At 66.6% G+C, this 25736-nt stretch carries 24 protein-coding genes and 1 pseudogene; 15 read left to right on the forward strand and 10 right to left on the reverse strand.

Annotated elements, in window-relative coordinates; all coding sequences use genetic code 11:
• Window positions 1-12: 12 nt before the first annotated feature.
• The 10 genes from DSD28_RS10900 to DSD28_RS10945 form a co-directional block, all read right to left on the reverse strand.
• Window positions 13-873: an MBL fold metallo-hydrolase gene (locus DSD28_RS10900; protein WP_119256432.1), complete on the reverse strand. Its 861-nt coding sequence runs from the start codon at window positions 871-873 to the stop codon at window positions 13-15.
• The gene (locus tag DSD28_RS10905) at window positions 870-1805 is read right to left on the reverse strand and encodes a phosphoglycerate dehydrogenase (protein WP_119256433.1); all 936 of its coding nucleotides are present in this window, start codon (window positions 1803-1805) and stop codon (window positions 870-872) included. Before DSD28_RS10905 ends, DSD28_RS10900 begins: the two co-directional genes overlap by 4 nt.
• Before the next feature lie 4 nt (window positions 1806-1809).
• Entirely contained in the window at window positions 1810-2763 is a 954-nt protein-coding gene (locus DSD28_RS10910) for a shikimate dehydrogenase family protein (RefSeq protein ID WP_119256434.1), read from the reverse strand.
• On the reverse strand, window positions 2760-3413 hold the full coding sequence (gene eda / locus DSD28_RS10915) for a bifunctional 4-hydroxy-2-oxoglutarate aldolase/2-dehydro-3-deoxy-phosphogluconate aldolase (RefSeq protein WP_119256435.1): 654 nt from the start codon (window positions 3411-3413) through the stop codon (window positions 2760-2762). Before eda ends, DSD28_RS10910 begins: the two co-directional genes overlap by 4 nt.
• Window positions 3410-4051: a glucose-6-phosphate isomerase gene (locus DSD28_RS10920; RefSeq protein ID WP_119256770.1), complete on the reverse strand. Its 642-nt coding sequence runs from the start codon at window positions 4049-4051 to the stop codon at window positions 3410-3412. The genes eda and DSD28_RS10920 overlap by 4 nt, the downstream gene beginning before the upstream one ends.
• Before the next feature lie 82 nt (window positions 4052-4133).
• Entirely contained in the window at window positions 4134-4898 is a 765-nt protein-coding gene (locus tag DSD28_RS10925) for an SDR family oxidoreductase (RefSeq protein ID WP_119256436.1), read from the reverse strand.
• Between the two features lies 1 nt (window position 4899).
• Entirely contained in the window at window positions 4900-5628 is a 729-nt protein-coding gene (locus DSD28_RS10930; RefSeq protein ID WP_119256437.1) for an SDR family oxidoreductase, read from the reverse strand.
• A 13-nt stretch (window positions 5629-5641) separates the two neighbouring features.
• The gene (locus tag DSD28_RS10935) at window positions 5642-6736 is read right to left on the reverse strand and encodes a glycerol dehydrogenase (protein ID WP_119256438.1); all 1095 of its coding nucleotides are present in this window, start codon (window positions 6734-6736) and stop codon (window positions 5642-5644) included.
• Between the two features lie 31 nt (window positions 6737-6767).
• Window positions 6768-7538 (reverse strand): SDR family NAD(P)-dependent oxidoreductase, encoded by a 771-nt coding sequence (locus DSD28_RS10940; RefSeq protein WP_119256439.1) that lies wholly within the window; start codon window positions 7536-7538, stop codon window positions 6768-6770.
• A gap of 237 nt (window positions 7539-7775) precedes the next feature.
• Window positions 7776-8486: a GntR family transcriptional regulator gene (locus tag DSD28_RS10945; RefSeq protein WP_119256440.1), complete on the reverse strand. Its 711-nt coding sequence runs from the start codon at window positions 8484-8486 to the stop codon at window positions 7776-7778.
• Window positions 8487-8606: 120 nt separating this feature from the next.
• On the opposite strand from DSD28_RS10945, the gene DSD28_RS10950 reads away from it, so the two are divergent.
• The 15 genes and pseudogenes from DSD28_RS10950 to DSD28_RS11020 all read left to right on the forward strand — a co-directional run bounded on the left by DSD28_RS10950 (window position 8607) and on the right by DSD28_RS11020 (window position 25734).
• Window positions 8607-9686 (forward strand): Ldh family oxidoreductase, encoded by a 1080-nt coding sequence (locus DSD28_RS10950; RefSeq protein ID WP_119256441.1) that lies wholly within the window; start codon window positions 8607-8609, stop codon window positions 9684-9686.
• Between the two features lie 53 nt (window positions 9687-9739).
• Complete coding sequence (locus DSD28_RS10955) at window positions 9740-11095, forward strand: ABC transporter substrate-binding protein (protein WP_119256442.1); 1356 nt, start codon at window positions 9740-9742, stop codon at window positions 11093-11095.
• Between the two features lie 105 nt (window positions 11096-11200).
• Window positions 11201-12142, forward strand: a complete 942-nt coding sequence (locus DSD28_RS10960) for a carbohydrate ABC transporter permease (protein WP_119256443.1) — start codon at window positions 11201-11203, stop codon at window positions 12140-12142.
• 10 nt (window positions 12143-12152) lie between these two features.
• Window positions 12153-13013, forward strand: coding sequence for a carbohydrate ABC transporter permease (locus DSD28_RS10965; protein WP_119256444.1), 861 nt, complete (start codon window positions 12153-12155; stop codon window positions 13011-13013).
• Window positions 13014-13017: 4 nt separating this feature from the next.
• Window positions 13018-13260, forward strand: a complete 243-nt coding sequence (locus DSD28_RS10970; RefSeq protein ID WP_119256445.1) for a hypothetical protein — start codon at window positions 13018-13020, stop codon at window positions 13258-13260.
• Window positions 13260-14366, forward strand: a complete 1107-nt coding sequence (locus DSD28_RS10975; RefSeq protein ID WP_119256446.1) for an ABC transporter ATP-binding protein — start codon at window positions 13260-13262, stop codon at window positions 14364-14366. The genes DSD28_RS10970 and DSD28_RS10975 overlap by 1 nt, the downstream gene beginning before the upstream one ends.
• Before the next feature lie 3 nt (window positions 14367-14369).
• On the forward strand, window positions 14370-15464 hold the full coding sequence (locus tag DSD28_RS10980) for an ABC transporter ATP-binding protein (protein ID WP_119256447.1): 1095 nt from the start codon (window positions 14370-14372) through the stop codon (window positions 15462-15464).
• Entirely contained in the window at window positions 15461-17131 is a 1671-nt protein-coding gene (locus DSD28_RS10985) for a GMC family oxidoreductase (protein WP_119256448.1), read from the forward strand. The genes DSD28_RS10980 and DSD28_RS10985 overlap by 4 nt, the downstream gene beginning before the upstream one ends.
• A 1-nt stretch (window position 17132) precedes the next feature.
• The gene (locus DSD28_RS10990; protein WP_119256449.1) at window positions 17133-18128 is read left to right on the forward strand and encodes a zinc-binding dehydrogenase; all 996 of its coding nucleotides are present in this window, start codon (window positions 17133-17135) and stop codon (window positions 18126-18128) included.
• 27 nt (window positions 18129-18155) lie between these two features.
• Window positions 18156-19526, forward strand: a pseudogene (gene aldA / locus DSD28_RS10995) (aldehyde dehydrogenase); the annotation flags it as partial.
• 113 nt (window positions 19527-19639) lie between these two features.
• Window positions 19640-20413: an SDR family oxidoreductase gene (locus tag DSD28_RS11000; protein WP_119256451.1), complete on the forward strand. Its 774-nt coding sequence runs from the start codon at window positions 19640-19642 to the stop codon at window positions 20411-20413.
• A gap of 500 nt (window positions 20414-20913) precedes the next feature.
• Window positions 20914-22101 (forward strand): sugar ABC transporter substrate-binding protein, encoded by a 1188-nt coding sequence (locus tag DSD28_RS11005; RefSeq protein WP_119256452.1) that lies wholly within the window; start codon window positions 20914-20916, stop codon window positions 22099-22101.
• A gap of 125 nt (window positions 22102-22226) precedes the next feature.
• Window positions 22227-23711: a sugar ABC transporter ATP-binding protein gene (locus tag DSD28_RS11010; RefSeq protein ID WP_119256453.1), complete on the forward strand. Its 1485-nt coding sequence runs from the start codon at window positions 22227-22229 to the stop codon at window positions 23709-23711.
• Window positions 23712-23782: 71 nt separating this feature from the next.
• Complete coding sequence (locus DSD28_RS11015) at window positions 23783-24826, forward strand: ABC transporter permease (RefSeq protein ID WP_119256454.1); 1044 nt, start codon at window positions 23783-23785, stop codon at window positions 24824-24826.
• An 11-nt stretch (window positions 24827-24837) separates the two neighbouring features.
• The gene (locus tag DSD28_RS11020; protein ID WP_119256455.1) at window positions 24838-25734 is read left to right on the forward strand and encodes a sugar phosphate isomerase/epimerase family protein; all 897 of its coding nucleotides are present in this window, start codon (window positions 24838-24840) and stop codon (window positions 25732-25734) included.
• Window positions 25735-25736: the final 2 nt, after the last annotated feature.

Here is a 25736-nt window from a genome sequence, read left to right on the forward strand (position 1 = left end):
AAACCTCCCGGGTTACTTGGACAGTCGGTATTCGACCGACAGCTTTGCCCGATGGAGCCTTGCCCTGCAATCAGCGGCCGCCGATTTGGCGTCGATGACGTCGGGGTCTTCCGTGTTGAAGGCGAAGAGGCCGTAGTGGTGTGCGATGAGATCGGCCGCGCCGATCCGTTCGGCCAGAAGGCACGCTTCGTCCAGTGTCAGGTTGCCGGCGATGCCGGCCTCCGTCAGCTCGGCGCGGCGGCCGTTGACGGGCAGGAGCGCGAGGTCCACCCCATGGGGCGCGACCTCTTCCGCCAGCCCCTCGAAGGGGATCGTGTCGCCGGAATGGTAGAGCGAGACGCCATCCACGGCCACCACATAGCCGAGGAAGCGGTGCCAGCCCTCGGGTGAACGCTCCAGCGCCTCGTGAGCGGCGCGGATGGCGGTGATCGAAATTCCGGCAAGCGGCGTCACCGTCTCGCCGGCGTCGACCGCGACCAGCCGGTCCGGCGTAACGCCGATGCGCTCCTCGGCCCCCGCCAGCGCCGCGCGGGGTACGACGAAGCGGCAGTTCGGGTTGGCGGCGGCCAGCGGTATCAGCGTTTGCGGGTCCATGTGGTCCGTATGCTGGTGTGTCACCAGAACGAGATCGACGGGGCCGAGTTCGGCCGGTGTCGCCGGGGCCGGCATCATGCGTTCGTGCTCGAAGCGCTTGCCGCGATATTTCTCCGCCAGGCTGTCGGAGAGATAGGGGTCGATGACGATGCGCCGTCCGCCGGCCTCGATGACGAAGCCGGCCTGCCCGAGCCAGTAGAGCCGCACGCCGTCGCCCGCCGGTGCGGCGAGCCTTGCGGCGAGCGATCCCGAAAAAGGCACGGGCGAAAAGGACGTCATGGGCGCTTCTCCTCCGTCAGAGCAGAGAGGAGGTTTTCCACGGCGATGGTCGTCGCCTTGCTGACGCTCTCGTCTGTGAGACCGCCGATATGGCTGGTGGCGATGACGCGCGGGTGGCTCGCCAGCGAGCCTGGCGCCGGCGGCTCGTCGACGAAGACGTCGGTGGCGTAAGTCTGCAAACGGCCTTCATCGAGCGCGGCGCGCACGGCATCCTCGTCCACCAGCGTGGCGCGGGCGGTGTTGATGAGGATGGCGTGCGGCGCCATCTTGGCGAGCCGCGCCGCATCGACGATGGGCCTGCCGTCGGCGGGTGCGGGGCAGTGGAGCGTCACGATATCCGCTTCCGCGAAAAGTTCGTCGAGGCTCGCCCATTTGAACGGGCCATAGACCTCGACATTCGGGCGAAAGGGATCGTGCGCCACGACATTCGCCCGCATCGCCGAGACGGCGCGGGCGACCCGTTTGCCGATCGCGCCGCAGCCGACGACACCGACGGTACGCTCGGCGATCTCCTTGCCGCGCGAGCGCGGCCAGCCGCCGGCGCGGATGCCGGCCGTTTCCGTCGGAATATGGCGCAGCGAGGCGAGGATGAGGCCCATCGCCAGTTCCGCCACGCCGACGGCATTGGCACCCTCGGCCTTGAGCACGCGGATGCCCTTGCCCCTGAGCAGCGGCAGCGGCAGGTTGTCGATGCCGGTGCCGTTGCGGCTGATGGCGCGCAGGCTCTCGGCGGCGTCGATCACCTTGTCGGAGACGGGCTCGACGCCGGCCAGCCAGCCGACGCAGCCCGGCACGAGGTCGAGTAGTTCCGCCTCGTCCGGCATGCGGCCGGGCGACGGGAAGACGAGGTCGAAGCCGGCCTGCCGCAGCGGTTCGAGCTCCGGCGGCGGATCGAGCGAGAGCGAACGGGGCGTGACGAGGATACGGCTCACGGCATCACCCCTTCGCCGCTTCGATGGCGATGCGCGAGATCTCGTCGAAGGACGGTCCCGAGGTCGGGATGTCGATGTCGAACACTTCGGCGATCACCTGCGTCCAGCCGTGCAGGAAGTAGGTCCAGCCGTCTTCCACCTGCAGCCCGCGTGCCGCTTCCTGCCGTCGCGCCTGATCGAGGAAGACGAGGTCGCCACGATAGTTGAGGTCCCAGGCTATGGCCTGTTCGGGGAAGATGCCGGCATCGGTGATCGGCGAGCCGGGCGCGTCCTTGCCGAGGCCCGTTGCATTGATCACCAGCGAACCGGAACTCAACGCCGCCATGGCCGCGTCGTTGAGTTCCGGCCGGTCGGCGAGGACGTAGTCGATTTTTACGCGCGGGGCCATGGCCGCGTGGATGCGTTTCAACTCATCGAGGCGCGGCTGCGAGCGGTTGGTGACGACGATGCGCGAAGGCACGTCCGCGCCGCGCTTTTCCTGCATGAGGTGCCAGGTGATGGCGATGGTCGAGCCGCCCGCGCCCATGGAGAGGACCTCCGCGCCGGTCCTGGCGAAATGTCCGTCCGGCACGAAGCCGTCGATGGCGAGGCCCGAGGAGATCGGGTCCTTGGCATGGCAGATCAGCTTGCCGTCGCGCTTGGAAAGGCAGCTCGTCTCGTGCATCAGCAGCGCGTGCGGGTCGATCACGTCGAACATGTCGCGCGCGGCGTTGAAGAGATCGATCTTGTGGGTCGTCACCAGCGCGCCGAGCGAGAGCGGGTCGTTCTTGATGAAGGCGACGGCCTCGCGGTAGGCGCCCGGCTCGGCATGCAGCGGGAAGTCGATGCCCTTCAGCATCGCGTCCTTCAGGCCGAGATGGCGCGCCCAAGCGGGGAAGACCCGCATGATCGAGCTTTTCGCCGTGGTGACGCCGATGAAGTAGAAGGTCGGCTGGGTGGCGGGCTGGTAGCGGCTCATTTGCCCGCCTCGCGGATTTCCCTTGCCTTGGCGACCGCCGCGCGGGCCTTTGCCGCGATGTCGGACCAGCGGCCTTCGCTGATGTCGGCCTTGGTGGCGATCCAGGTGCCGCCGACGGCGGCGACCGCGCCAAGCTTCAGCCATTCGTGCATGTTGTCGAGGCTGACGCCGCCGGTCGGCACGAAGCGCGTGCCGAGATGGGCGAAGGGCGCGCTGATCGCTTCCAGCATGGCCGGCCCGCCCGCCGCCTTGGCGGGGAAGAATTTTGCGAGCGCCAGCCCGTTGCGGGCGACGGCCGTCAGGTCGGAGGGGGTCATGATGCCGGGCGCGAAGGGGAAGCCCTTTGCCTTGGCGGCGGCGACGATCTCGCCGTCGAAGCCGGGTGCTAGGCCGAAGCGCGCGCCGGCGGCGATGGCCGCGTCCAGCGCTTCCGGCGTCAGGATCGTGCCGGCGCCGACCAGCAGCTCCGGCCGCTTGTCGGCCATGATGGCGATGACCTCGGCGGCGGCCTCGGTGCGGAAGGTGATCTCGGCGAGCGGCAGGCCGCCTTCGAGGAGCGCATCGGCCAGCGCCACGGCATCGGAGGCGCGCTCGATGGCGATGACGGGAACGACGCCGAGGGTTGCTGCCTGTTCGAACGGGGCGGTCATGCGGTTTCTTCCTTCTTTTCTCCGTAGAGGGCGGCGATGGTCGCCGGGTCGCGCATCCGCCAGTCCGGATTGTCGATCTGTTTCCAGCCGCCCTTGCCGTCGTCGACGATGCGCGCGCGCATGCCGCCGGCCTTTGCGATGCAGTCGTAGTCCTGGCCGGAATCGGCCGGGTAGCAGAAGAGCATCACCAGCTCGTCGTCGCCGACATTGACCGAGCGGTGGATCCAGTAGGGCGGCACGTAGCAGACCGTCTGCGCGTCGATCTCGACGATGCGGACCTCGCCGTCCGGCGATTCCATCAGCATCAGGCCGCGGCCCTTCTGGCCGTAATAGATTTCCGGCCGGTCGGATTGCCTGTGGATATGGCCGCGGGTGACGAAATATTCCGTGCCCACCTTGCCCGGCAGCATGCGCGTGACGCCGAAGATGAGGTCGCCGGACCGCTCGTTGGGGCGGAATTCGGAGACCTCGTAGACGACCGTGTCGTCCCATTGGCCCTGCATGGCGGCAAAGGCGGCCTCGTCCGCGTAGAGGCCGGCAAGGTCGCGGAAGCGTTTCTGGTAGGCGCCCGTTGCGTTGCTGATGGCGCCCGTTTCAAGGTCGACCGCGCAACCGACGGGCTCGAATAGCTGTGTCAAAGGAAATTCCTCGTCTTTCTCTTCGTTCATTGCAATTCCGAACGCAAAACCACTGCACACTTTTGCTGGAATTGCCTGGGCATCAGGCGATGGTGTAACCGCCGTCGATCATCAGGTTGGCGCCGTTGACCATCGCGGCCGCGCCGCTGGCGAGGTAGAGCACCGAGGCGGCGATCTCCCACGGCTTGGCGAAGCGCCGCGTCGGGATGGCGGCGCGGGCGCGCTCGCCCTTCTCGCCGGCCCAGCCGGTGAGGCCGAGCTCGGTCTCCACGACGGTCGGCGAAAGCGCGTTGACGGTGACGCCGCGCGGGCCCCATTCCAGCGCCATGCAATTGGTCATGCCGACGATACCCGCCTTGCTGGCGCAATAGGCGACATGGCCCTCGATGCCGATGATGGCGGCCTGCGAGGCCATGTTGACGATGCGGCCGGCCTTGCGCTCCAGCATGGCGGGCGCGACGGCGCGGGCCATCAGGAACGCGCCCTTGAGGTTGATCGCGAGCGTGCGGTCCCATTCGGCGGTCGGGTAGCTCTCGGCCGGGGCGAGCGGCCCGATGCCGGCATTGTTGACGAGGATGTCGATCCGCCCGAAGGCCTCGGTCACGGCTTTGACGGCGCGCTCGACGCCCACCTCGTCGGTGACATCGACCACATGGCCGATATGGCCCGCGCCGAGCGCGGCGGCGACGCCGGAGACGGCCGGATCCCGGTCGAGCAGCGCCACGCGCGCCTTCTTCGCCGCGAAGGCCTCGGCAACGGCGCGGCCGATGCCGGTGGCCGCGCCCGTGACGACCACGGTCTTGCCGGAAAAGTCGAGCAGGTCGTCGAAGGAGGGGATATCCGTCATGTCAGAATTCCTGGCCTGTATGGGTGATCGTCATTTCCTGGAGGTTGACGGTCTGCGGCAGCTGGTAGGCGAAGAGCATGGTGCGCGCGATGTCGTTGGCGTCGAGGCCGCCGTCCAGCGCCTTGCGGCCGCCGTCCCAGAATTCGTAGGCGTTCTGGTGGGTGATCGTCTTGTCGATCTCGGACTTGGCGACGCCGGGCGAGATGACCATGACGCGCACCCGGTAGGCCGACATGGTCTGCCGCATGCCCTCGCTGACGGCATGCACGAAATGCTTGGTGCCGCCATAGACGTCATGGTGCGGATAGACCTTGCGGCCGGCGATGGAGGAGACATTGATGATAGTGCCGTGCCGGCGCTCCTTCATGCCGGGCGCGACGGCATGCATGCCGTTGAGAACGCCGAGGCAGTTGATGTCGACGAGATCACGCCACTGCGCCGGGTCCTGCTCGTCGAGCCGCGCGAGGCGCGAGATGCCGGCATTGTTGATAAGGCAATCGACGGGGCCGAACCTCTCCTCGCCCTGCCGTATGGCGTCGGCGAGTGCATTGTAGTCGCGCACGTCGGCCGCAACGGCCAGCGTGTCCGGCAGGCCCATCGCCTCGATGAGATCGGGGCGGCGGGCGATCAGCAGCAGCGGATAGCCCGCGGCGGAAAAGACGCGGGCGGTTTCCTGCCCGATGCCGGCGCTGGCGCCGGTGATCATGACGAGCGGCTTCTTCTCGATCATCGTTTGCCCTCGCTCAATCGATGCTGCGCGAGAAGGCGTCGAGCGCCAGGATCGCATCGCGCACGGCCGCAACGGTGATCGGGACCGGTGTCGCATAGATGATGTTGCCGGGCCGGCATGCGGCCTCCGCCACGCGGCCGATCTTGGCCGGCACGTCCTCGACGATGCCGAGGTCGGCAAGCGTCGTCGGCAGGCCGACGCTGCGGCAGAAGCGGATCATCTCCTCGATCTCTTCGCTTTCGCGGTTTTCCAGCATGAGGAGGCAGAGCACGCCGAAGGCGACCTTCTCGCCGTGGAAGAGGCCATGTACCTCCTCCAGCACCGTCAGGCCGTCATGGATGCCGTGGGCGGCCGAGCAGCCGCAATTCTCGAAACCGAGGCCGGACAGCAGCGTGTTCGCCTCGATGATGTTCTCCACCGCCTGGGTGAGCAGGCCCGCCTCGACGGCGACCTTGGCCTTGACGGCATCGCGCATCAGGACGTCCTGGCAATGCATGGCGATCGCCATGCCGGCCTCGGTGGCGGGGAAGCCGCCGGCGACATAGTTGTCGGTGCGCGATTCGATGTTGGAGCGCGCCTCGAACCAGGTCGAGAGCGCATCGCCGATGCCGGCGACGAGGAAGCGCGCGGGGGCGGCCGCCACCAGCGCGGAATCGACGATCACGGCGTCGGGGTTGCGCGGCAGACGGAGCGATTCCTCGTAGACGCCGTGCTCCGTGTAGCGCACGGCGATGGCGCTGCAGGGCGCGTCGGTCGAGGCGATCGTGGGGGCGATAACGATGCGCGCACCTGTGTCGATGGCGACGATCTTGGCGGTATCGGCCGTCTTGCCGCCCCCGACGCCGACGAGGATGTCGGCGCGGTGCTCGACGGCGATATTGCGCACGCGCTCGATCTCCGCCGTGCAGCACTCGCCGCCGAACCGCTCGAAACGGATGTCGAGGGTGTCGGCGCAGCTTTTTGCGATGCGTTCGCTCAGCGCATCGAACAGCACGCGGTCGATCAGTACGAGGGCGCGCTTGCCGAGCGGCGCGAGGTAAGCCGCCAGCCTGTCGATCTCGCCCGCGCGCTGGATGTATTTGTTCGGTCCGCCGAATGCCCTTGCCATGCGATGCTCCCGTATCTGTCGAATGTTCAGGTCAGTGAATGGTGTAGCCGCCGTCGATGGTCAGCACCGAGCCGGTGACGTAACTGGCGGCGTCCGAGGCGAGGAAGAGCACGGCGGCGGCGACCTCGCTCGCCTTGCCGGCGCGGGCCATCGGCGTCATGCCGAGCCAGATCTTCGACCATTCGGGATCGTCCAGCCCGCCCTGCGTCATCGCCGTCTCGATATAGCCGGGGGCGACGGCATTGATGCGGATGTTGCTCGTCGCGAACTCGCCGGCGAGCGACTTGGTGAGCATATGCACGCCGGCCTTGCTGGCGTTGTAGGCCACCTGGTTCTGCGGCAGGTTGCTGATATAGCCGGAGATCGAGCCGATATTGACGATCGCGCCGCTTTTCTTCTTCGCCATCAACTCGATGGCCGCGCGGCAGCACCAGAAGAGGCCGGTCAGGTTGGTGTCGATCACCTCGTTCCAGGTTTCCGGCGTCAGCTTCAGGCTGTCGCAATGGCGCGCGATGCCGGCATTATTGACGAGGATGTCGAGCCCGCCGAGCGCCTCGGCCGCCTGCCGCACGGCATCCTGCGCCGCGCTTTCGCTGGAAATGTCGGCGGGCAGGTAGACCGCCTCGATGCCCTTCTGCTTGAGATAGTCGACGGCTTTCGCACCCTCTTCGCGGGAGCGTGCGGAGATCGCCACGCGCGCGCCGGCTTCTCCAAGCGCCTCGGCACAGGCAAGCCCGATGCCACGGCTGCCGCCGGTCACAAGAGCGGCGCGGCCATCCAGTCTGAAAAGCTCGGCGTACATGGATCCTCCCGGCAGCGCCCTTCCCCAGCGCTTCTAAAAATGTAGTTTAGCTACCTTGACAATCGAGTGTCAATCGGAAAATCTACGTCTAGGGATGGAATTTGGCGCATATTCAGCGGAGTTGAGGCTGGAATATGCGCAATAGCCGGATAAAATGTAGTTTAACTACGGGAGGAATGCCGCATGGGCGCTTTGCGTCACTGCCGGTTTCGGCCGGACTGCGCGATGGACGGAGGGTCAGCGACGGATCGCGCGGCGCCGTCCCTTGAGCGCCGTGGCCGGCACTTCCTCTCCCCGCGCCTTGATGGCCGCAAGGTAATGTTCCCGCGTGGCGGCGATATGCCGGCCCATCAGTTCGGTCGCGGCGTCGTCCTCGCCGCCGGCGACCAGCTCGGCAAGGCGCACATGCTCCTCGAACGAGGTGACGTTGAGCGAGGGGGCAAGGGAGAGCCGGTTGCGCAGCGCCTGGACGCGGAAGGCGATCATCTCGTAGGCCTCGAGCAGGTAGGCATTGTCGGCAAGCTCGAAGAGCGCCCGATGGAAGCCGCCGTCGAGGGTGCGGTAAAGCTCCGTATCGTCGGCATCGAGGGCCTTGCGCATCTTCCTGACGATATCCGCCCATTGCCGGGCAAGGGCCTTGCGGTCGGTGGCGAGCGCCATGCGGATGGCGGCCAGCTCCAGCACCTCGCGCAACTCGGAAAGCTTGCGGACCTGGCTCGCGTCCATGTCGAAGACGAAGGAACCGCGCTGCGGATGGACCTCGATCAGCCCCTGGCGCTTGAGCACCATGAGGGCTTCGCGCACGGGCGTCTTGGAGACGCCGAGCTCGTTGGCGAGCGCGATCTCGGACAGCGGCTCGCCGAGCTGGAACTGCCCGCGGACGATGCGGTTGCGGATTTCCTGCGCGGCCTGGTCGGTCAGCGAGGGGCCGCGGTCGAGTGTGCTCATGAAATCTCTCTCCCATGCGGGTTCGGCGCAGGCAAGCCGAAGCCTTCTGTTCTTTACACTGAGATATCAGATATGATACGCCAATTCTCGTTGCCTGCAATCTCCTAAGGTTGGCCCGGTATGTCTGTTCCCACTCTTGTTGCCCCCGATTTGCTCGAAGCGCTACTCGAAAACGCGTTGTGCGCTGCCGGTGCCTGTGCGGCGTCCGCCGGCGCGGCGGTGCGGGCGATGATGCATGCCTCGCGCATCGGGGTGGACAGCCACGGGGCGCGGCTGGTGGTTCACTATGACAAGGTGCTGCGCGGCGGCCGGGTCAAGGGCACGCCGGACATCGCGGTGCGCCGCACGGCGGCGGCGACGGCGGTGGTGGACGGCGACGATGCGCTCGGCCACCACGCGGCCTATGTGGCGATGGACACGGCGATCGAGCTTGCCCGGGAAAGCGGCATCGGCGCCGTTGGCGTCGTCCGCTCCTCGCATTTCGGCGCGGCCGGGGCCTATGCGCGTGTCGCCGCCGAGGCGGGCATGATCGGCTTCGCCACCACCAATTCCGACAAGGTCGTCGCGCCGTTCCAGGGGCGGGAGGCCTTTCACGGCACCAATCCGCTGGCCTTCGCCGCGCCGAGCGGCGAGGCCCGGCCTTGGCTGCTCGACATGGCGACCTCCTCCATTCCGCTGAACCGTCTGCTGCTCTTCAAGTCGCTCGGCGTGTCGCTGCCGCAAGGGGTGGCGGTGGACGCGGCGGGTCGGCCGACGACGGAGCCGTCGGAGGGGCGCACGCTCCTGCCGCTCGGCGGGGTGGACTTCTCCTTCAAGGGCGCGGCGCTTGCCGGGGTGGCGACGCTGTTTTCGGCGATCCTGCAGGGCACGACGCTCGACCACGCCTTCATCCCCATGGTCGGCGGCGAGGATTATTCGACGCCGCGCCAGATGGGACACTTCCTTCTTGCCATCGATCCGGACCGCTTCGGCGGCCGCGACGTCTTCGCCGCCGGCATGGCCGCCTATCTCGCCGCCCTCAGGGCCGCACCGGCGCAGGAGGGCGCCGAGGTGCTGGCGCCGGGCGACCGCGAATGGCGCGTCGAGGCCGAGCGCGAAAAGGCGGGCATCCCGATCGATCCCGATACCGCGGCCTTCCTTGGTCTGCCGCGGGACCCGGCCGCACCGGCCGGAAACTCCGAGGAGAATTTAGTCGCATAGCGCAACACGCGCCGGGGCAGGGAGCCGCCGGCCGTCAACTGGGAGGGAATGACATGAAATCCATGCTGAAAACGGGTCTTGTGACCGCGGCGCTGATGGCTTCGGTGGCCCCGGCCGCCATGGCGCAGGAATGCGCCGATGCCGACCGCGTGCCGATCACCTGGTCGACCATCGCCGGCTTCTACACCGACGCGATGGCCGACCTCGTCGCCGGCTTCGAGAAGGGTCATTGCGTGAAGGTCAATGTCGTCAACATCGACAATTCGCAGCTCTACAACAAGCAGGTCATCGAGATGGTCGGCCAGACCGGCGCCTATGACGTCGTGACGCTCGAAACCTCGGAAAAGGCGGAATTCGCGGAAAACGGCTTCATCCTGCCGATGACCGAATACTTCGCCGACAAGAAGGCGCAGCTCGACGACGTGGCGCCCACGCTCGCCGCTCTCACCACCCAGTACAAGGGCGACGTCTGGGGCCTGCCCTACTATACCTACACGGCCGGCTACATCTATCGCCAGGACCTCTTCGACGACCCGACGGAGAAGGAAGCCTTCAAGAAGCGCTTCAACTATGACCTCGCCGTGCCGGAGACCTGGGCACAGCACCGCGACATCGCTGAGTTCTTCACCCGCAAGGCCGGTGAGAACCTCAAGGGCGAAAAGCTCGCCAAGGACTTCTACGGCGTCGGCCTGATGGCCGGTCCCTTCCCGGAAATCCAGGACGAGATGTCCGGCGTGCTCTGGTCGCAGGGCGCGGACTGGCTGACGGACGAGGGCAAGGTGCCGGTCGATGCCGTCGAGAAGGCGATGAACGACTATCTCGCCCTCATGAAATACGCCCCGCCGGCGGCCCTCACCGTCACCTATGACGGCGTGATGAACCAGATGAAGGACGGGCAGATCGCCCAGACCTATTCCTTCTTCCTCGACCAGTGGCCGAATGCCGTGACGACCGAGACCTCCGTGCCGGGCGCCAAGATGGGCGTTGCCGAGGCGCCGGAGAAGAAGGCCTATATCGGCGGCTTCCTGCTGGCAGTCTCGGCTTCCTCCGCCCATCCGAAGGAGGCGATGGACTTCGTCGCCTATGTCGGCGGCCATGACGCGCAGATGGAATTCGCCAAGGCCGGCGGCACCTCGACGCTGATGAGCGTCCTGTCCGACCCGTCCTTCGCCGCGCCGGAAAGCCGGACGAAGACCGGCCATTTCGCGACGCTGCTGAAGATCTTCGATTCCATGAAGGGCTTCCGCTCGAACCTCTTCGACACGCCCTTCGGCGCGAAGATCTACAACACGATGCAGATCCCGCTGCAGTCGGCCGCGGCCGGCCAGATCTCGGCGCGCCAGGCCGCCGAGCAGCTTGCCGCCGAAGTCGAGAAGATTTGCGGCGGTCCTTGCCCGATCGGCAAGTGATCGGACCCATCGCCTGGACCTTCGCATGGCGGGCCCGCGCCCGCCATGCGGATTGACCCGAAAGGCGCGGCACCCCCGCGCGAAACGATCTTCTGGAGGAATTTGATGTCGCAGTCGCTATCCGTGCCGGCGTCGCAGGAAAGGGGAACCGCCGGTCCGGCGGCCATGTCCGACCGCTGGTTCTCGATCCTGCTCGTCGTGCCTGCGATGCTGGTCATCCTTGTCTTCGCGCTTCTGCCGCTCGCCTATGCGCTGGACGTGTCCTTCCGCTTCGCCGACCTGACGCGCGGCCGGATCGGGGATTTCGTCGGCCTCGACAACTACCGCACGGTGCTGCACGACAGCGCGTTCTGGAGCTCCGTCTGGGTCACGCTCAAGTTCACGGTGACCGCCGTCACCCTCGAAATGGTGCTCGGCATCGCCATCGCCTTCCTGATTCATGGCGCGACGGTCGGCAAGGGCATCATCCGCAGCCTGATGATCCTGCCGCTTGCCACCTCGGCGGCGGTGACGGGCCTGTTCTGGCGCTATCTCTACGATCCCCAGTTCGGCCTCATCAACTATTTCCTCGGCCTCATCGGCCTGCCGGAGCCCAACTGGCTCGGCGACTACACCATCGCGCTGTGGTCGGTCATCCTGTTCGACGTCTGGCAATGGACGCCCTTCGTCGCGCTGATCGCGCTCGCCGGCCTGCAGGCCCTGCCGAAGGAGCCCTTCGAGGCGGCCGAGCTCGACGGCGCCAGCACCTTCCGCGTGCTGCGCACCCTGACCTTCCCCATGCTGAAGCCGGTTCTCTTCCTCGTCCTCGTGCTGCGCACCATCGACAGCGTGCGCCTCTACGACGCGGTCGCGGTGCTGACGCGCGGCGGGCCGGGCACGGTGACGGAGACCATGACCTTCTACCTCTACCGCACGGGCCTCAAGCTGTTCCGGATGGACTACGCCTCCACCATGGCGATCTTCTTCCTCTACGCCATGCTGGTCGCGAGCCTCTTCGCGCTGCGCCCGCTGCTCACCCAATTCTCATCCCGCGCATCGGAAGGCTGAGGAGGCAACCATGCTGCAACGTGAATCGAGTTTCCCCAAGGAAGTCCTGCGCTACGGCCTGATCGTGCTGGTGCTCGGCTTCATCGTCTTCCCCATCGCCTGGATGATCCTGACGTCGTTCAAGCCGGCCGATGCCGTCATGGTCTCGCCGCCGCGCTTCCTGTTCACCCCGACGCTGGATAACTACGTCCACGCGATCTACGACAAGAACTTCCTGTTCTACATCAAGAACACGCTGTTCATCTCCGTCGCCTCGACGATCATCGTCGTCATCACCGGCTCGCTCGCGGCCTACAGCTTCGCCCGCTACAATGTCGGCGACGGGCATCTGCTGTTCTTCATCCTGTCGACCAAGATGTTCCCGGCGATCGCGGTGATCCTTCCCTACTTCCTGATCTTCCGCGAGGTCGGCAAGACGGGCGTCGGCAGCTTCCTCGGCATCGGCCTCGACCAGCCGGGCGCACTGATCATCTCCTATACGGTGTTCAACCTGCCCTTCGCCATCTGGCTGCTGGTCTCCTTCTTCCAGGACATCCCGCGCGAGCTGGAGCATTCCGCCCGCCTCGACGGCCTCACGCGCCTCAAGGTGCTCGCCAAGGTCGTCTGCCCGCTGGCCGCGCCCGGCATCGCGGTCACCGGCGTCTTCACGCTGATCTTCAGCTGGAACGAGTTCCTCTTCGCCTACATCCTCACCCGCAAGGCGGCGAGCACCGTCACGGTGGGCGTGGAGTCCTTCTTCACCCTGCAGGGCATTCTCTGGGGCCCGGTGGCGGCTGCCGCCACCATCAGCGTCCTGCCCATGCTGATCTTCGTTCTGGCCATGCAGCGCTACATGGTGCGCGGCCTCACCTTCGGCGCCGTGAGAGGATAGGATCATGAGCTTCAGTCAAGGCTGGGATACCGGCTTCCGCGTCATCCTCATCTATGTCGGCGTCGTCTTCGTCTGGCTCGGGCTGATCGAGCCCTCCTTCGCCAGCCAGTCGATGTCGGTGATCCTCATGAACATCGTCGCGCTCGCGGTGTCGGCGGCCTTCGTGGTCCGCGCGCGCGACCGCTTCATCGCTGAGCGCCTTGCGGCCGAAGCCGAGGTCGCCGCCCTCATGCAGGAGGATGTCTGATGTACGAACTGAAATCCGTCCACAAGCGCTACGGCCTCGCCAAGGTCGCCCTGCGCAAGATCGACCTTGCCGTGCGCGACCGGGAATTCCTCGTCATCTACGGCCCGGCCGGCGCCGGCAAGAGCACGCTGCTCAACATCCTCGCCGGCATTGCCAAGCCGACCAGCGGCGACGTGCTGCGCAATGGCGTGTCGATCCTCAAGGTGCCGCCGGAAAAGCGTGACGCCGCCATGGCCTTTGAGAACTACGCGCTCTATTCGCACCTTTCCGTCGGCGAGAACCTTGCGTTTCCCCTCAAGGCGCGCGGCCTCGGCCGCGCCGAGGTCGAGGAGCGCGTCAAGCGCATCTCCGGCATCCTCGGCATCGGCCACCTCTTGGAGCGGCGCCCCGGCTTCCTTTCCGGCGGCCAGCGCCAGCGCGTGGCGCTCGGCCGCGCCATCATCCGCCCGGCCGATATCTACCTGCTCGACGAGCCGGTCGGCCATCTCGACGCCAAGCTGCGCCACAAGATCCGTGCCGAGCTGAAGGCGCTCGCCGAGGACCTGTCGGCCACCGTCGTCTTCACCACCACCTCGTCGCGCGAGGCGCTGGCGCTCGGCGACCGGGTCGCCGTGCTCAATGCCGGCAGGCTGGAGCAGGTCGGCAAGCCGGCCGATCTCTATCATCGCCCGGCGAACGCCTTCGTCGCCTCCTTCGTCGGCGATCCGCCGATGAGCTTCATCTCCGTCGAGCCGCGTCCGCATGACGGCAGGGTGGATTTCGTGACGGCGGACGGCATGCCGGTCGCCTCGCTCGCCGCCGACGCCGTGCAGGGCCTCACCAACGAGGCCGGCAGGATCCAGGTCGGCTTCCGCTCCAACGAGGTGCGGATCGCGGGCGAGGGGGATTCCAACGCGCTTCGTGGCCGCGTCGATGTCATCGAGAACCTCGGCTACATGAAGATCGCCCTCGTCGGCATCGGCGGTGACCAGGTCTCCGTCTCCGTTCCCGCCGGCACCGCGCTCGGCGTCGGCGAGACGGTCGCCATCGCTTTCCCGCGCGACGCCGTCCACCTGTTCCAGAATGCCCGGGCGGTCACGCATGCGACGCCCTCGGCAGGAGTTTGACCCATGGCCTCCATCAAAGCTGAACGACTCGTCAAGCGCTACGGCGCCTTCCAGGCGGTGCACGGCATCGACTTCGAGATCGCCGACGGCGAGTTCGTCGCCATCCTCGGTCCCTCGGGCTGCGGGAAATCTTCGACGATGCGCATGATCGCGGGCCTTGAATCCGTCACCGAAGGCTCGATCTATTTCGACGGCAAGCGCGTCAACGACGTGCGCGCCCGCGACCGCAACGTTGCCATGTCCTTCGAATCCTACGCGCTCTACCCGACGATCTCGATCTACGAGAACATCGCCTTCCCGCTGCGCTCGGCCAATGTCGATGCGAAGGAGATCGATCGGCAGGTTCGCGACATCGCGGAGAAGATGGAGTTGACGGCGCTGCTGAACCTCAAGCCGAAGGGTCTTTCCTCCGGCCAGGCGCAGCGCGTCGGCCTTGCGCGGGCGCTGGTGCGCAATCCGGCGGTGTTCCTGCTCGACGAGCCGATCTCGCATCTCGACACGCGCCAGCGCTACCGCATGCGCCGCTTCATCAAGAGCCTGCACCAGAAGTTCAACTACACGATGATCTACGTCACCCACGACCAGGAGGAGGCCCTGGCGCTGGCCGACCGGGTCATGGTGATGAGCGACGGCGAGATCCAGCAGATGGCGGTGCCGGACGAGGTCTATGCCCGTCCGAGGAACGCCTTCGTCGCCGGCTTCGTCGGCGAACCGCCGATCAATTTCTTCGATTGCAGGGTCGTGGCCGGTGACGGCGGCTGGCAGATCGAATTCGAGGGGCGCAAGCTCGCCTTGCCGGAGCGCCTGCACGCCGCCGCGCAGGGCATCGGTGACGGCGGCCTTGCCGCCATCCGCCCGCATTTCCTCTCCATCGGCGGCGACAGCCCGCTGCGCGTCGACGGCAAGGTGTTCATCACGGAGGAATTGCAGGACCAGAACCTGATCTTCGTCGATGTCGGCGACACGCGCTTCACGCTCGTCGCCCATCCCTCGGTCACGCCGAAGCGCGGCGAGGCGGTGCCGGTCTCCATCGACCCGGAGCACCTTCTCCTCTTCCCGCGCTCGCAGGCCGGCAAGGTGGAGAGCATCGTCGCATGAGCTACGACCACATCGTCGTCGGCGGCGGCACGGCCGGCTGCCTTGCCGCCGGCAAGCTCGCCGGCGAGCACGGCGCGCGCGTGCTGGTGCTGGAGGCGGGGCCGGACGACCGAAATCCCCTGATCCGCATGCCGGCCGGCTTCGTCAAGCTGCTCGGCGTCGAGAAATATATGTGGTTCTACAAGTCCGTCGCGCAGGCGCGGCTCGGCGGGCGCACGCCCATCGTGCCGCAGGGCCGCGTGCTCGGCGGCGGCTCCTCCGTCAACGCCATGGTCTATATGCGTGGCCAGCCGGGCGATTACGACGGCTGGGCCGGGGAGATCGGCGACGATCAATGGTCCTACGATGCGCTGCTGCCCTATTTCACCGCCATGGAGGACAACGCGCGGCTGAACGACGACTATCATGGCGTCGGCGGGCCCTGGCAGGTGTCCGACCTCGAGCACATGTGCGAACTGTCGCGCGCCTTCGTGCTGGCCGCGCAGGGCATCGGCCTGCCGCATAACGGCGATTTCAACGGCCGGAGCCAGCGCGGCGTCGGGGCCTATCAGGTGACGACCCGCAACGGCCGGCGCTGCTCGGCGGTGGACGCCTTCCTGCGCCCCGCCATGAAGACCGGCCGGCTCGACGTCAGGACCTCCTGCCTCGTCCATTCGATCATCATCGAGAACGGCCGTGCGGTCGGCGTCCGGTATTCCGAGGGCGATGGCCGCGCCGTGACGGAAGCCCGCTGTGACGGCGAGGTGCTGCTTGCCGCCGGTGCCATCGCCACGCCGAAGCTTCTGATGCTCTCCGGCATCGGCCCGGCGGATCACCTGAAGGCGCATGGCATTCCGGTCCGCGTCGATCTTGCCGGCGTCGGGGCCAATCTCCAGGACCACACGGAAACGCCGGTCGTCGCCCTCTGCAACGGTCCCTACGGTTATTACAGCCATGATCGCGGCTGGAAGCAGATGCGCAACGGCCTCGAATATCTGCTCAACCGCACCGGCCCGGTGACGTCCAACGGCGTTGAGGCCGGCGCCTTCTTCGATCCGGACGATCTTTCCGGCATTCCGAAGGTCCAGCAATTCTGCGTGCCGACGGTCTATCTCGACAAGGACCACACCGACCAGCAGGCGAGCCACGGCCTGACGCTGAATTCCTGCGTCGCCAGGCCCCGTTCGCGCGGCTCCGTGCAACTTGCCTCCGCCGACCCGAGGGACCAGCCGCTGGTCGATCCGAATTATCTCGCCGATCCCGAGGACCTGCGCCTTTCCATCGGCGGCGTGCGCCGCGCCCGCGAAATCCTTCAGGAGGAGCCGCTGCGCTCGATGATCGCCCGCGAGATCTTCCCCGGCCCGGACAAGGTGTCGGATGCGGACCTCGCCGAGCATGCGAAGCGCTTCGTCAAGACCGTCTACCACCCCGTCGGCACCTGCCGCATGGCCCGGGAGGGCGATGCCGGGGGCGTGCTCGGGGCGGACATGCGGGTGCGCGGCATTGCGGGCCTGCGTGTCATCGACGCCTCCGCCATCCCCACCATCATTTCCGGCAACACCAATGCCGCGGTGCTGGTCGTCGCCGACAAGGCGGTGGAATTCATCACCGGCGGCACGCGCCGTCCGCCCGCTGGTATCGCTCCGGCCGCGGGCCGACCGGCGGCCAACGCATTTCAGGAGGCATGACATGAAGGCTATCGTTCTTCCGGGACCCGGTGCGCGGCTCGACGACGTGGTGCCGGCCGACCTGCCGGTGCCCGAGCCCGGCCCCGGCCAGCTGCGCCTCAGGGTCATCGCGGTTTCCGTCAATCCGGTCGACTGGAAGCTGGCGATCGATCACAAGCCAGAATGGACCTATCCGCATGTGCTCGGGCTCGATGCCGCGGGCATTATCGATGCGGTCGGGCCGGATGTGGAGGGCTGGGCCGTCGGCGAGCCGGTGGTGGTGCACAACAATCTCTGGAAGCCCGGCGTCTTTGCCGAATATTGCCTCGCGCCGGCCCACGCCACCTCGCGCCTGCCGGCCGGCGTGCGCTTCACCGATGCCGCCGCCGTTCCCTGCGCGGGCTACACCGCCTATCAGGCCCTGTTCCGCAAGGCCCGGCTGGGGGCCGGCCAGACCGTTCTCGTGCAGGGTGCGAATGGCGGCGTCGGCGGCTTTGCCACCCAGCTTGCCCATCAGGCCGGGGCGAAGGTCATCGCGTTGACGCGGCCGGAGCATTTCGATGCCGTGCGCACCTTCGGTGCAGATGTGGTCCTCGACTATCGCGACCCGAATCTCTTGCAGAAGGTGCGGGGCGAGACGGAGGGCGGCTATGGCGTCGATGTCATGCTGGAGGTGGTCAATCCCGGCGATGCCCGCAAGTCGCTCGCCTTCGTGCATTACAACGGCCATCTCGTCTCGGTCGATCCGCTGCCGGTCATGACCGACGTGCCGTCCTATACCTATGCCGCCTCGGTCCATGAAGTCGGCCTCGGCGGGGCGTATTTCGCCGGGCACGTGCCGACCCAACGGGATTTCGCCCGAATGGGCGACGATCTGATGGCCCGGCTTGCGGCCGGCAGGCTCGATCCGATGGTCGAGGAGATCGTGACGCTCGGCGACATTCCGGATGCGCTGCGGCGGCTGAAGCGCCGCGAGGTGACGGGCAAGATTGTCGCCCGGATCGCGCCGGACCCCTGAACGAGAAGACAAGACGGGAGGAACACCATGTCCAGCAACACGCATTATATCGATGGCCGCTTTGTCGAGGACACGTCCTCCGACCGCATCGCCGTCTACAATCCGGCGACCGAAGAGCAGATCGCCGAGATCCCCGATGCCTCGGGCGCGGTCATCGATGCCGCGGTCGATGCCGCGCGCAAGGCGCAGCCCGCCTGGGCCGAGCTGCCGCCCATCGAGCGGGCCGGCTATGTCAGGGCGATTGCCGAGAGGATCCGCGGCAAGGCCGATCTTCTTGCCGAGACCATTTCGCGTGAGCAGGGCAAGATCCTGTCGCTCGCCAAGGGCGAGGTGCTCGGCATGGCCGGGCTGATGGACTACATGGCCGAATGGGCACGGCGCATCGAGGGCGAGATCATCGCCAGCGACCGCAAGGGCGAGACCATTTATCTCAACCGCGTGCCGATCGGCGTCGTCGCCGGCATCCTGCCGTGGAACTTCCCCTTCTACCTGATCGGCCGCAAGCTCGCCCCGGCGCTCGTCGCAGGCAACACCATCGTCGTCAAGCCGAGCGAGGAAACGCCGCTCAACGCCTTCCTCTTCGCCGAGATCGCGGACGAGGTCGGCCTGCCGAAGGGCGTGTTCAACATGGTCTCGGGCCGCGGCCGCACCACGGGCGCCGCGCTTTCCGGGCACACTGGCATCGATCTCGTCAGCTTCACCGGCAGCGTGCCGACGGGCGTCGCCATCATGGAGGCGGCGGCGAAGAACCTGACGCGCGTCAACCTGGAGCTCGGCGGCAAGGCGCCGGCCATCGTGCTGAAGGATGCCGACCTCGATCTCGCGGTGGAGGCGATCACCGCCTCGCGCATCGTCAATACCGGGCAGGTCTGCAATTGCGCGGAGCGCATCTTCGTGGAGCGGCAGGTGGCGGACGAATTCACGGAACGCTTCGTCAAGCGCATGGCGGCCGTGACCTACGGCGATCCCATCGCCGAGCGAAATGTCGACATGGGGCCGCTCGTCAACGCGGTGCAGCTCGGCAAGGTCGAGGCCATGGTCGAGCGGGCGAAGGCGGCGGGGGCGTCGGTCGCGCTCGGCGGCCAGCGGGCGGAGCGCAATCGCGGCCACCACTACGAGCCGACCGTGCTGACCGGCTGCACGCCGGACATGGAGATCATGCGCAAGGAAATCTTCGGCCCCGTCGCGCCCATCGCGGTGGTCGAGGACGCGGACGAGGCGGTGCACCATGCCAACGACACCGAATACGGCCTGACGTCCTCGCTCTACACGCAGGATCTCAACAAGGCGATGCGCGTCACACGGCGGCTGCAATTCGGCGAGACCTATATCAACCGGGAGAACGGCGAGGCCTATCAGGGCTTCCATGCCGGCCGCAAGAAATCCGGCATCGGTGGGGCGGACGGCAAGCACGGCTTCTACGAATATATGGAGACCCAGGCCGTCTATATCCAGCACGGCTGAGGCGAGTGACGGACCGGCGGAAACGTCCGGCCAGAAAGAGGACCAGCATGTATCTTGAGAAATTCGGCCTCGCCGGCCGCGTGGCCGTGGTCACCGGGGCCGGGCAGGGCATCGGGCTCGCCTCAGCCGAGGCGCTGTGCGAGGCAGGCGCGGCGGTCGTCCTGACCGATATCAGCATGGAGCGGGCGGAGGCCGGGCGCGCGGCGCTCGCCGCGAAGGGCTATGCGGCGGAGGCCGACGTGGTCGACATCGGCGACAGCGCCTCGATCAACGCGGTAGCCGACCGGTTGGCGGCGGACGGCAGGACGGCGGATATCCTCGTCGCCAATGCCGGCATCGCCCATGCGGGCGTTCCGGCGGAAGACCTGTCGGACGCCGACTGGGAGCGCATGATCGGCATCAATCTCAGCGGCGCCTTCCGCTCCTGCCGCGCCTTCGGCAAGCACATGCTCGCCAAGGGCGGCGGCTCGATCGTCACCATCGGCTCCATGTCGGGCAGCATCGTCAACCGGCCGCAGCAGCAGGTGCACTACAATGCGGCCAAGGCCGGCGTGCACCACCTGACCCGCTCGCTCGCCGCCGAATGGGCGACGCGCGGCGTCAGGGTCAATTCCGTCGCGCCGACCTATATCGACACGCCGCTGCTCACCTTCGCGAAGGAGGATAAGCCGATGTACGAGGAGTGGCTGGACATGACGCCGATGCACCGGCTCGGCCAGCCCGCCGAAATCGCCTCCATCGTGCTCTTCCTCGCCTCGGATGCCTCCAGCCTGATGACCGGCTCCATCGTCTCGGCCGATGCCGGCTATACCTGCTGGTAGAAAGCCACGCCGCCCGCCTCGGCTTTCCGGGCGGGCGGTATTCGCGGCAGGGCGGAAAGTAAACTTTCTTCCGCCGCCGCCGTCCGGATGTCATGTAGGTGCTTGAATTATACGCCTGACATGTTATACGTACAACGTGATAAGTTTGGATTGCGCGTGCCGGCAAGGTTGCCGCGCCGCGCGATCTGGTGCTGTTTTGCGACCATCTTCTCAAGGCTGGATTGATCACCGCGGAGCCTTCCCGTGCAACGGGCATTTTGTAGCTTAACTACATTATGGCGTGCTTCGCTTTGCGAGATTGGCGCGAGTGCTTAGTCGATTCATTCTGTTTTTTCTGAAATATGGCTGAATCGTTTCAAAAAATAATCTGCCGCCAATCGTAAAAATGTAGTTGAATTACTGAAATGCTTTGTCTAGCATCCCTGCTGCGTGAGGTGTGGGAGCGCCGACCGGCCAGCCGCTGCGCGCATTGGAGGCGTTTTTCGATAGGGAGGGGAGCTATGTTCAAAAAGCTCGTGAAAGCATCGTTGTTTGCCGCTGCCGCCACGGTCGCGCTCTGGCCGGCCATGGTTGCCGCGCCGGCTGCCGCGCAGGACGGCGATAATATCGACATCACAATCGGCTGGGTGCCGCCGGACATCACGGGCGTCTTCAAGACGGCCACGAACTTCTTCGAGCTGGCCGCCGCCGACGCCAACAAGAACGGCTTCAACGTCAAGGTCCTGACCAAGTCGCCGACCAGCCCGACGGCCTTCGCCGAGCAGGTCAGCATCATCGAGGACATGATCCAGCGCAAGGTCGACCTGATCGCCGTCTCGCCGGCCGAGGTCGCCACCGTCAAGCCGGCACTCATCCGCGCCACGGAGGCCGGCATTCCGGTCGTCATCGTCAACCTGCTCGAGCCGATCGACGGCGTGAACGTCTCGTCCTATATCGGCTTCGACAACACGCAGGGCGCGGAAGTCTCCGCCTATGCGGTCGCCGACTATTTCGGCGGTCCGGGCGTGCTCGGCTCCGGCGACAAGGTCGATGTCCAGCCCGACACCTATCTCGATCTGAAGTTCTGGCAGGATCTCGCCGCCAAGCTCTCCGACGAGGACAAGGCCAAGATCAAGGCGCGCGGCGCGATCATCGAGGGCGTTGCCGGCGGCTTCTTCTCGACGGCCCGTCTCAACGGCTTCCGCGAAGTGCTCAAGCAGTTCCCGGGCATCGAGATCGTCGGCGGCACCTGCGCCGGTGACTGGAACCGCGAGAAGGGCACGCGCTGCGCCGAGGACATCCTGCAGGCCAATCCCGACAACCTCGACTTCATCTGGGCCGCGTCCAACGAAATGGGCCTCGGCGCGATGCTCGTCGCCGGTTCGCAGGGCCGTCTCGAAACCACCAAGGACGGCGCCAATATCGGCGACAAGAAGGTCGCGATCTTCACCAACGACGTGACGCCGGAATCGGTCGACCGTATCGCCGAGGGCAAGATGATCGCCGAAACCACCCACGGCTTTGCCGACTGGGGCTGGTTCGGCACCAAGTTCGCGGTGGAGCTCGCCTGCGGCCTCGAAGTCCCGAAGACCTTCGATATCCGCCCGCGTACCGTCTACGAGACGAATGCCCGCAACTTCTATCCGGAGCCGAAGCTGGAAGCGATCGACTGGAAGACCATCCGGGCGAACTGCAAGAAGGCCAACTGAGTTTCTCCCAGGACCGCGGGGTGTCGTCTTTTCGAAGGCGCGCCCCGCGTCTTGCTTGTCCGCGCGCGGACGGGCGAAGAATGAAGGGGCGCCTGCGCGCTCGTGCGGAACGGTAGTTGTAGGGCATGGACCAGCACGAAATCCTCCTGAAGCTCGAGAATATCGAGAAACGCTTTCCCGGCGTCATCGCCCTGAAATCCATCTCGCTCGACGTGCGCGCCGGCGAGGTGCAGGTGCTTCTCGGCGAGAACGGCGCGGGCAAGTCCACGCTGATGAAGATCCTTGCCGGCGAGCATGCGCCGACCGGCGGCGAGATCGTGGTGGGCGGCCGCCAGGTTTCCGCGCTGACGCCGACACTCGCCACGGAGCTCGGCATCGGCCTCGTCCATCAGGAGCTGAGCCTCGTGCCGGCGCTGAGCGTGACGGAGAACATCTTCCTCGGCCGCATGCCGCGTGGCGCCTTCGGCAAGATCGACTGGGCCAGGGCCCATGAGGCCGCGCGCCATGCGCTGGAGGCGCTCGGCGTCTCCATCGACCCGACGGCCGAGGTGCGCACGCTCGAGGTCGCCGAGCAGCAACTCATCGAAATCACCCGCGTCCTGGAGCGCGGCCCGCGCATCCTCCTCCTCGACGAGCCCACCTCGGCGCTCTCGGACAGCGAGCGCAGCCGCCTCTTCGACGTCATCCGCCGCCTCAAGCAGCGCGGGCACGGCATCATCTACATCTCGCATCATCTCTCGGAAATCCCGATGATCGCCGACCGCGTCACGGTGCTGCGCGACGGCGTGGTCGTCGAGACGCTGCCGGCCGAGAAGGCGGACGAGGAGACGGTCATCGGCCTGATGGTCGGCCGCAGGCTTGAAGAGCAGTTCCCCAAGGAGACGGTGGAACTGGGCGCGCCGATGCTGGCGGTGGAGAACCTCGCCTCCGGCCGCACGCTCAAGGACCTTTCCTTCACCCTGCGCCGCGGCGAGATCCTCGGCATCTACGGCCTGATGGGCGCGGGACAGGCGGAAATCGCCAGCGCGCTTTTCGGTCTTCAGCCGGTCAAGGCCGGTTCGATCGCGGTCGAGGGCAAGCGCGCCGATTTCCGGCATTCGTCCGACGCCATCGCGGCCGGGCTCGGCCTCATCTCGCGCGACCGCCGCCAGAGCCTCGTGCCGATGCAGCCGGTCGGGCCTAACCTCAGCCTGTCCTGGCTTTCCGGCAAGTCGCTGCTATCGCGGCTCGACCTTGCCCGCGAGCGGGAAGAGGGCAAGCGCTACATTTCGGACCTGCGCATCCGCCCGGCCTCCACCACGCACAAGCTCTTCTTCTTCAGCGGTGGCAACCAGCAGAAGGTCATCCTGGCGCGCTGGATGTCGAGCGGCGCGAAGATACTGATCTTCGACGAGCCGACCCGCGGCATCGATGTCGGCGCCAAGGCGGAGGTCTTCGCCGTCATGAGCCGGCTGGTCTCCGAGGGGGCGTCGATCCTGATGATCTCCTCGGAACTCAACGAACTCATCGGCATGGCGGACCGCGTGCTCGTCATGCGCGGCGGCCGCCTCTCCGCGGAGCTGCCGCGCGAGGAGATATCGCAGCAGAACCTGCTGCGATACGCGAGCTAGTCAAGACAAGTGACAGGGCAGTTCCGCCGTCCTGAGCAGGAGGCGGCAGGGCCCAAGGGAGTGGGAAGCATATGAGCACGGAAAAGAACCCGGACGCAGCCGTCAGCGCGTCCGATGCGCGCAAGGCGAAGATCAAGGGCGTCGTCTTCCAGGCGGGGCCGCTGATCGCCCTCGTCCTGCTGATGACCTATCTCGCCTTCGCCACGTCGAACTTCCTGACCCTCGACAACCTCTCCAACGTGGCGCGTCAGTCCGCCTTCGTCGCCATCCTGGCGGTGGGGCAGACCTTCGTCATCCTCACGGGCGGCATCGACCTTTCGGTGGCGGCCATCGCGGCGCTTGCCGCCTCGATCACGGCCGTGCTGCTCACCCAGCCGCTGGTGCTGTTCGGCGTCGATTTCGGCTTCGTGCCGCCGCCGATCGCGATCCTGATCGGCCTTGCCATCGGCATCGTCGCCGGCGCGCTCAACGGCTGGCTCATCTCCAAGTTCAAGATCCCGGATTTCATCGCCACGCTCGGCACGATGACGGCCTTCCGCGGCGCGGCGCTGCTGGTTACCGATGGCCTGCCGGTTCCCTCCTTCAATGCCGGCCGACAGCTTCCCGACAGCCTGCTCTGGGTCGGCGGCGGGCAGCTTCTCGGTCTGCCGGTCAGCGCGATCATCGCGCTGCTCTGCGCGGTCGCCGGCTGGTATGTGCTGCGCTACACGGCGCTGGGCCGTGCGATCTATGCCGTCGGCGGCAACCGCGCCGCGGCCCATTCCTCGGGCATCAGCATTTCCCGCACCAAGATCATGACCTATGCGATCTCCGGCCTGCTGGCCGCCATCGCCGGCATCATCCTGGTCGGCCGCCTCAACTCCGCCAACGCCCTGATGGCGGAAGGCGAGGAGCTGCGCTCCATCGCCTCCGTCGTCATCGGCGGCACCAATCTCTTCGGCGGCGAGGGCGGCGTCTGGGGCTCGATCATCGGCGCGGCCATCATCGGCGTGCTCGGCAACGGCCTCAACCTGCTCGATGTCAGCCCGTTCTGGCAGCGCATCGCGCAGGGTGTCGTCATCGTGGTCGTGGTAATCTTCGACCAGTGGCGCCGCCGCAGCATGACGAAGGTTTGAGGAGAAACGGGATGAAGAACAAGCTTGGCCTGCACGCCAATGTCTGGGTGCGCGACTGGGGCCGCGAGGAATGCGTGCTCGCGGTCAACAAGACCGCCGAACTCGGCTTCGACATCATCGAGATATCCGCGCCCGATCCGAAGGCGCTGGACATCGCCTTCACCGCGGCCGAGCTGCGCAAGGCCGGCATTTCCGCCAACCTGTCGCTCGGCCTTGATGCCGCAAGCGACATATCGAGCGGCGATCCGGCCCGCGTGAAGGCGGGCGAAGTCCGGCTGCGCGAGGTCATCGCCGCCGCCGCCGAGCTCGGCTCCAGCCATGTCTGCGGCATCCTCTATTCGGCCTTCCAGAAATATCCCGAGCCGCCGACCGCGGCCGGCATCGCCGGGGCAGTCGAGGTCCTGGGCCGGATCGGCGAAGAGGCGGGCCGCCACGGCATCACGCTCGGCCTCGAAGTCGTCAACCGCTACGAGACCAACGTGCTCAACACGGCAGGGCAGGGCGTCGAGTTCTGCAAGCGGGTCGGCCTTCCAAATGTGAAGGTCCATCTCGACTCCTACCACATGAACATCGAGGAGGCGGATATGGAGATGGCGCTCGTCGATACGGGCGCCCATCTCGGCTATTTCCACATCGGGGAATCGAACCGCGGCTATCTCGGCGCCGGTTCCGTCGATTTCGGCCTCATCTTCAACGGCCTCGGGCGGATCGGCTACGACGGGCCGATCGTTTTCGAATCCTTCTCGTCCGCGGTGGTCGGACAGCCGCTTTGCGGCATCCTCGGCATCTGGCGCAACCTCTGGGAAGACGGAGAGGACCTCGCGCGCCACGCAAAGACCTTCATCGAAGCCAAGCTCAAGTCCGCCGGCGAAGTCGGGCGCGAAGCCAGCCGCTCCGCCCTGCCTTGAGG

The sequence above is a fragment of the Shinella zoogloeoides genome (assembly GCF_003574625.1).
GTDB lineage: Bacteria > Pseudomonadota > Alphaproteobacteria > Rhizobiales > Rhizobiaceae > Shinella > Shinella zoogloeoides_A.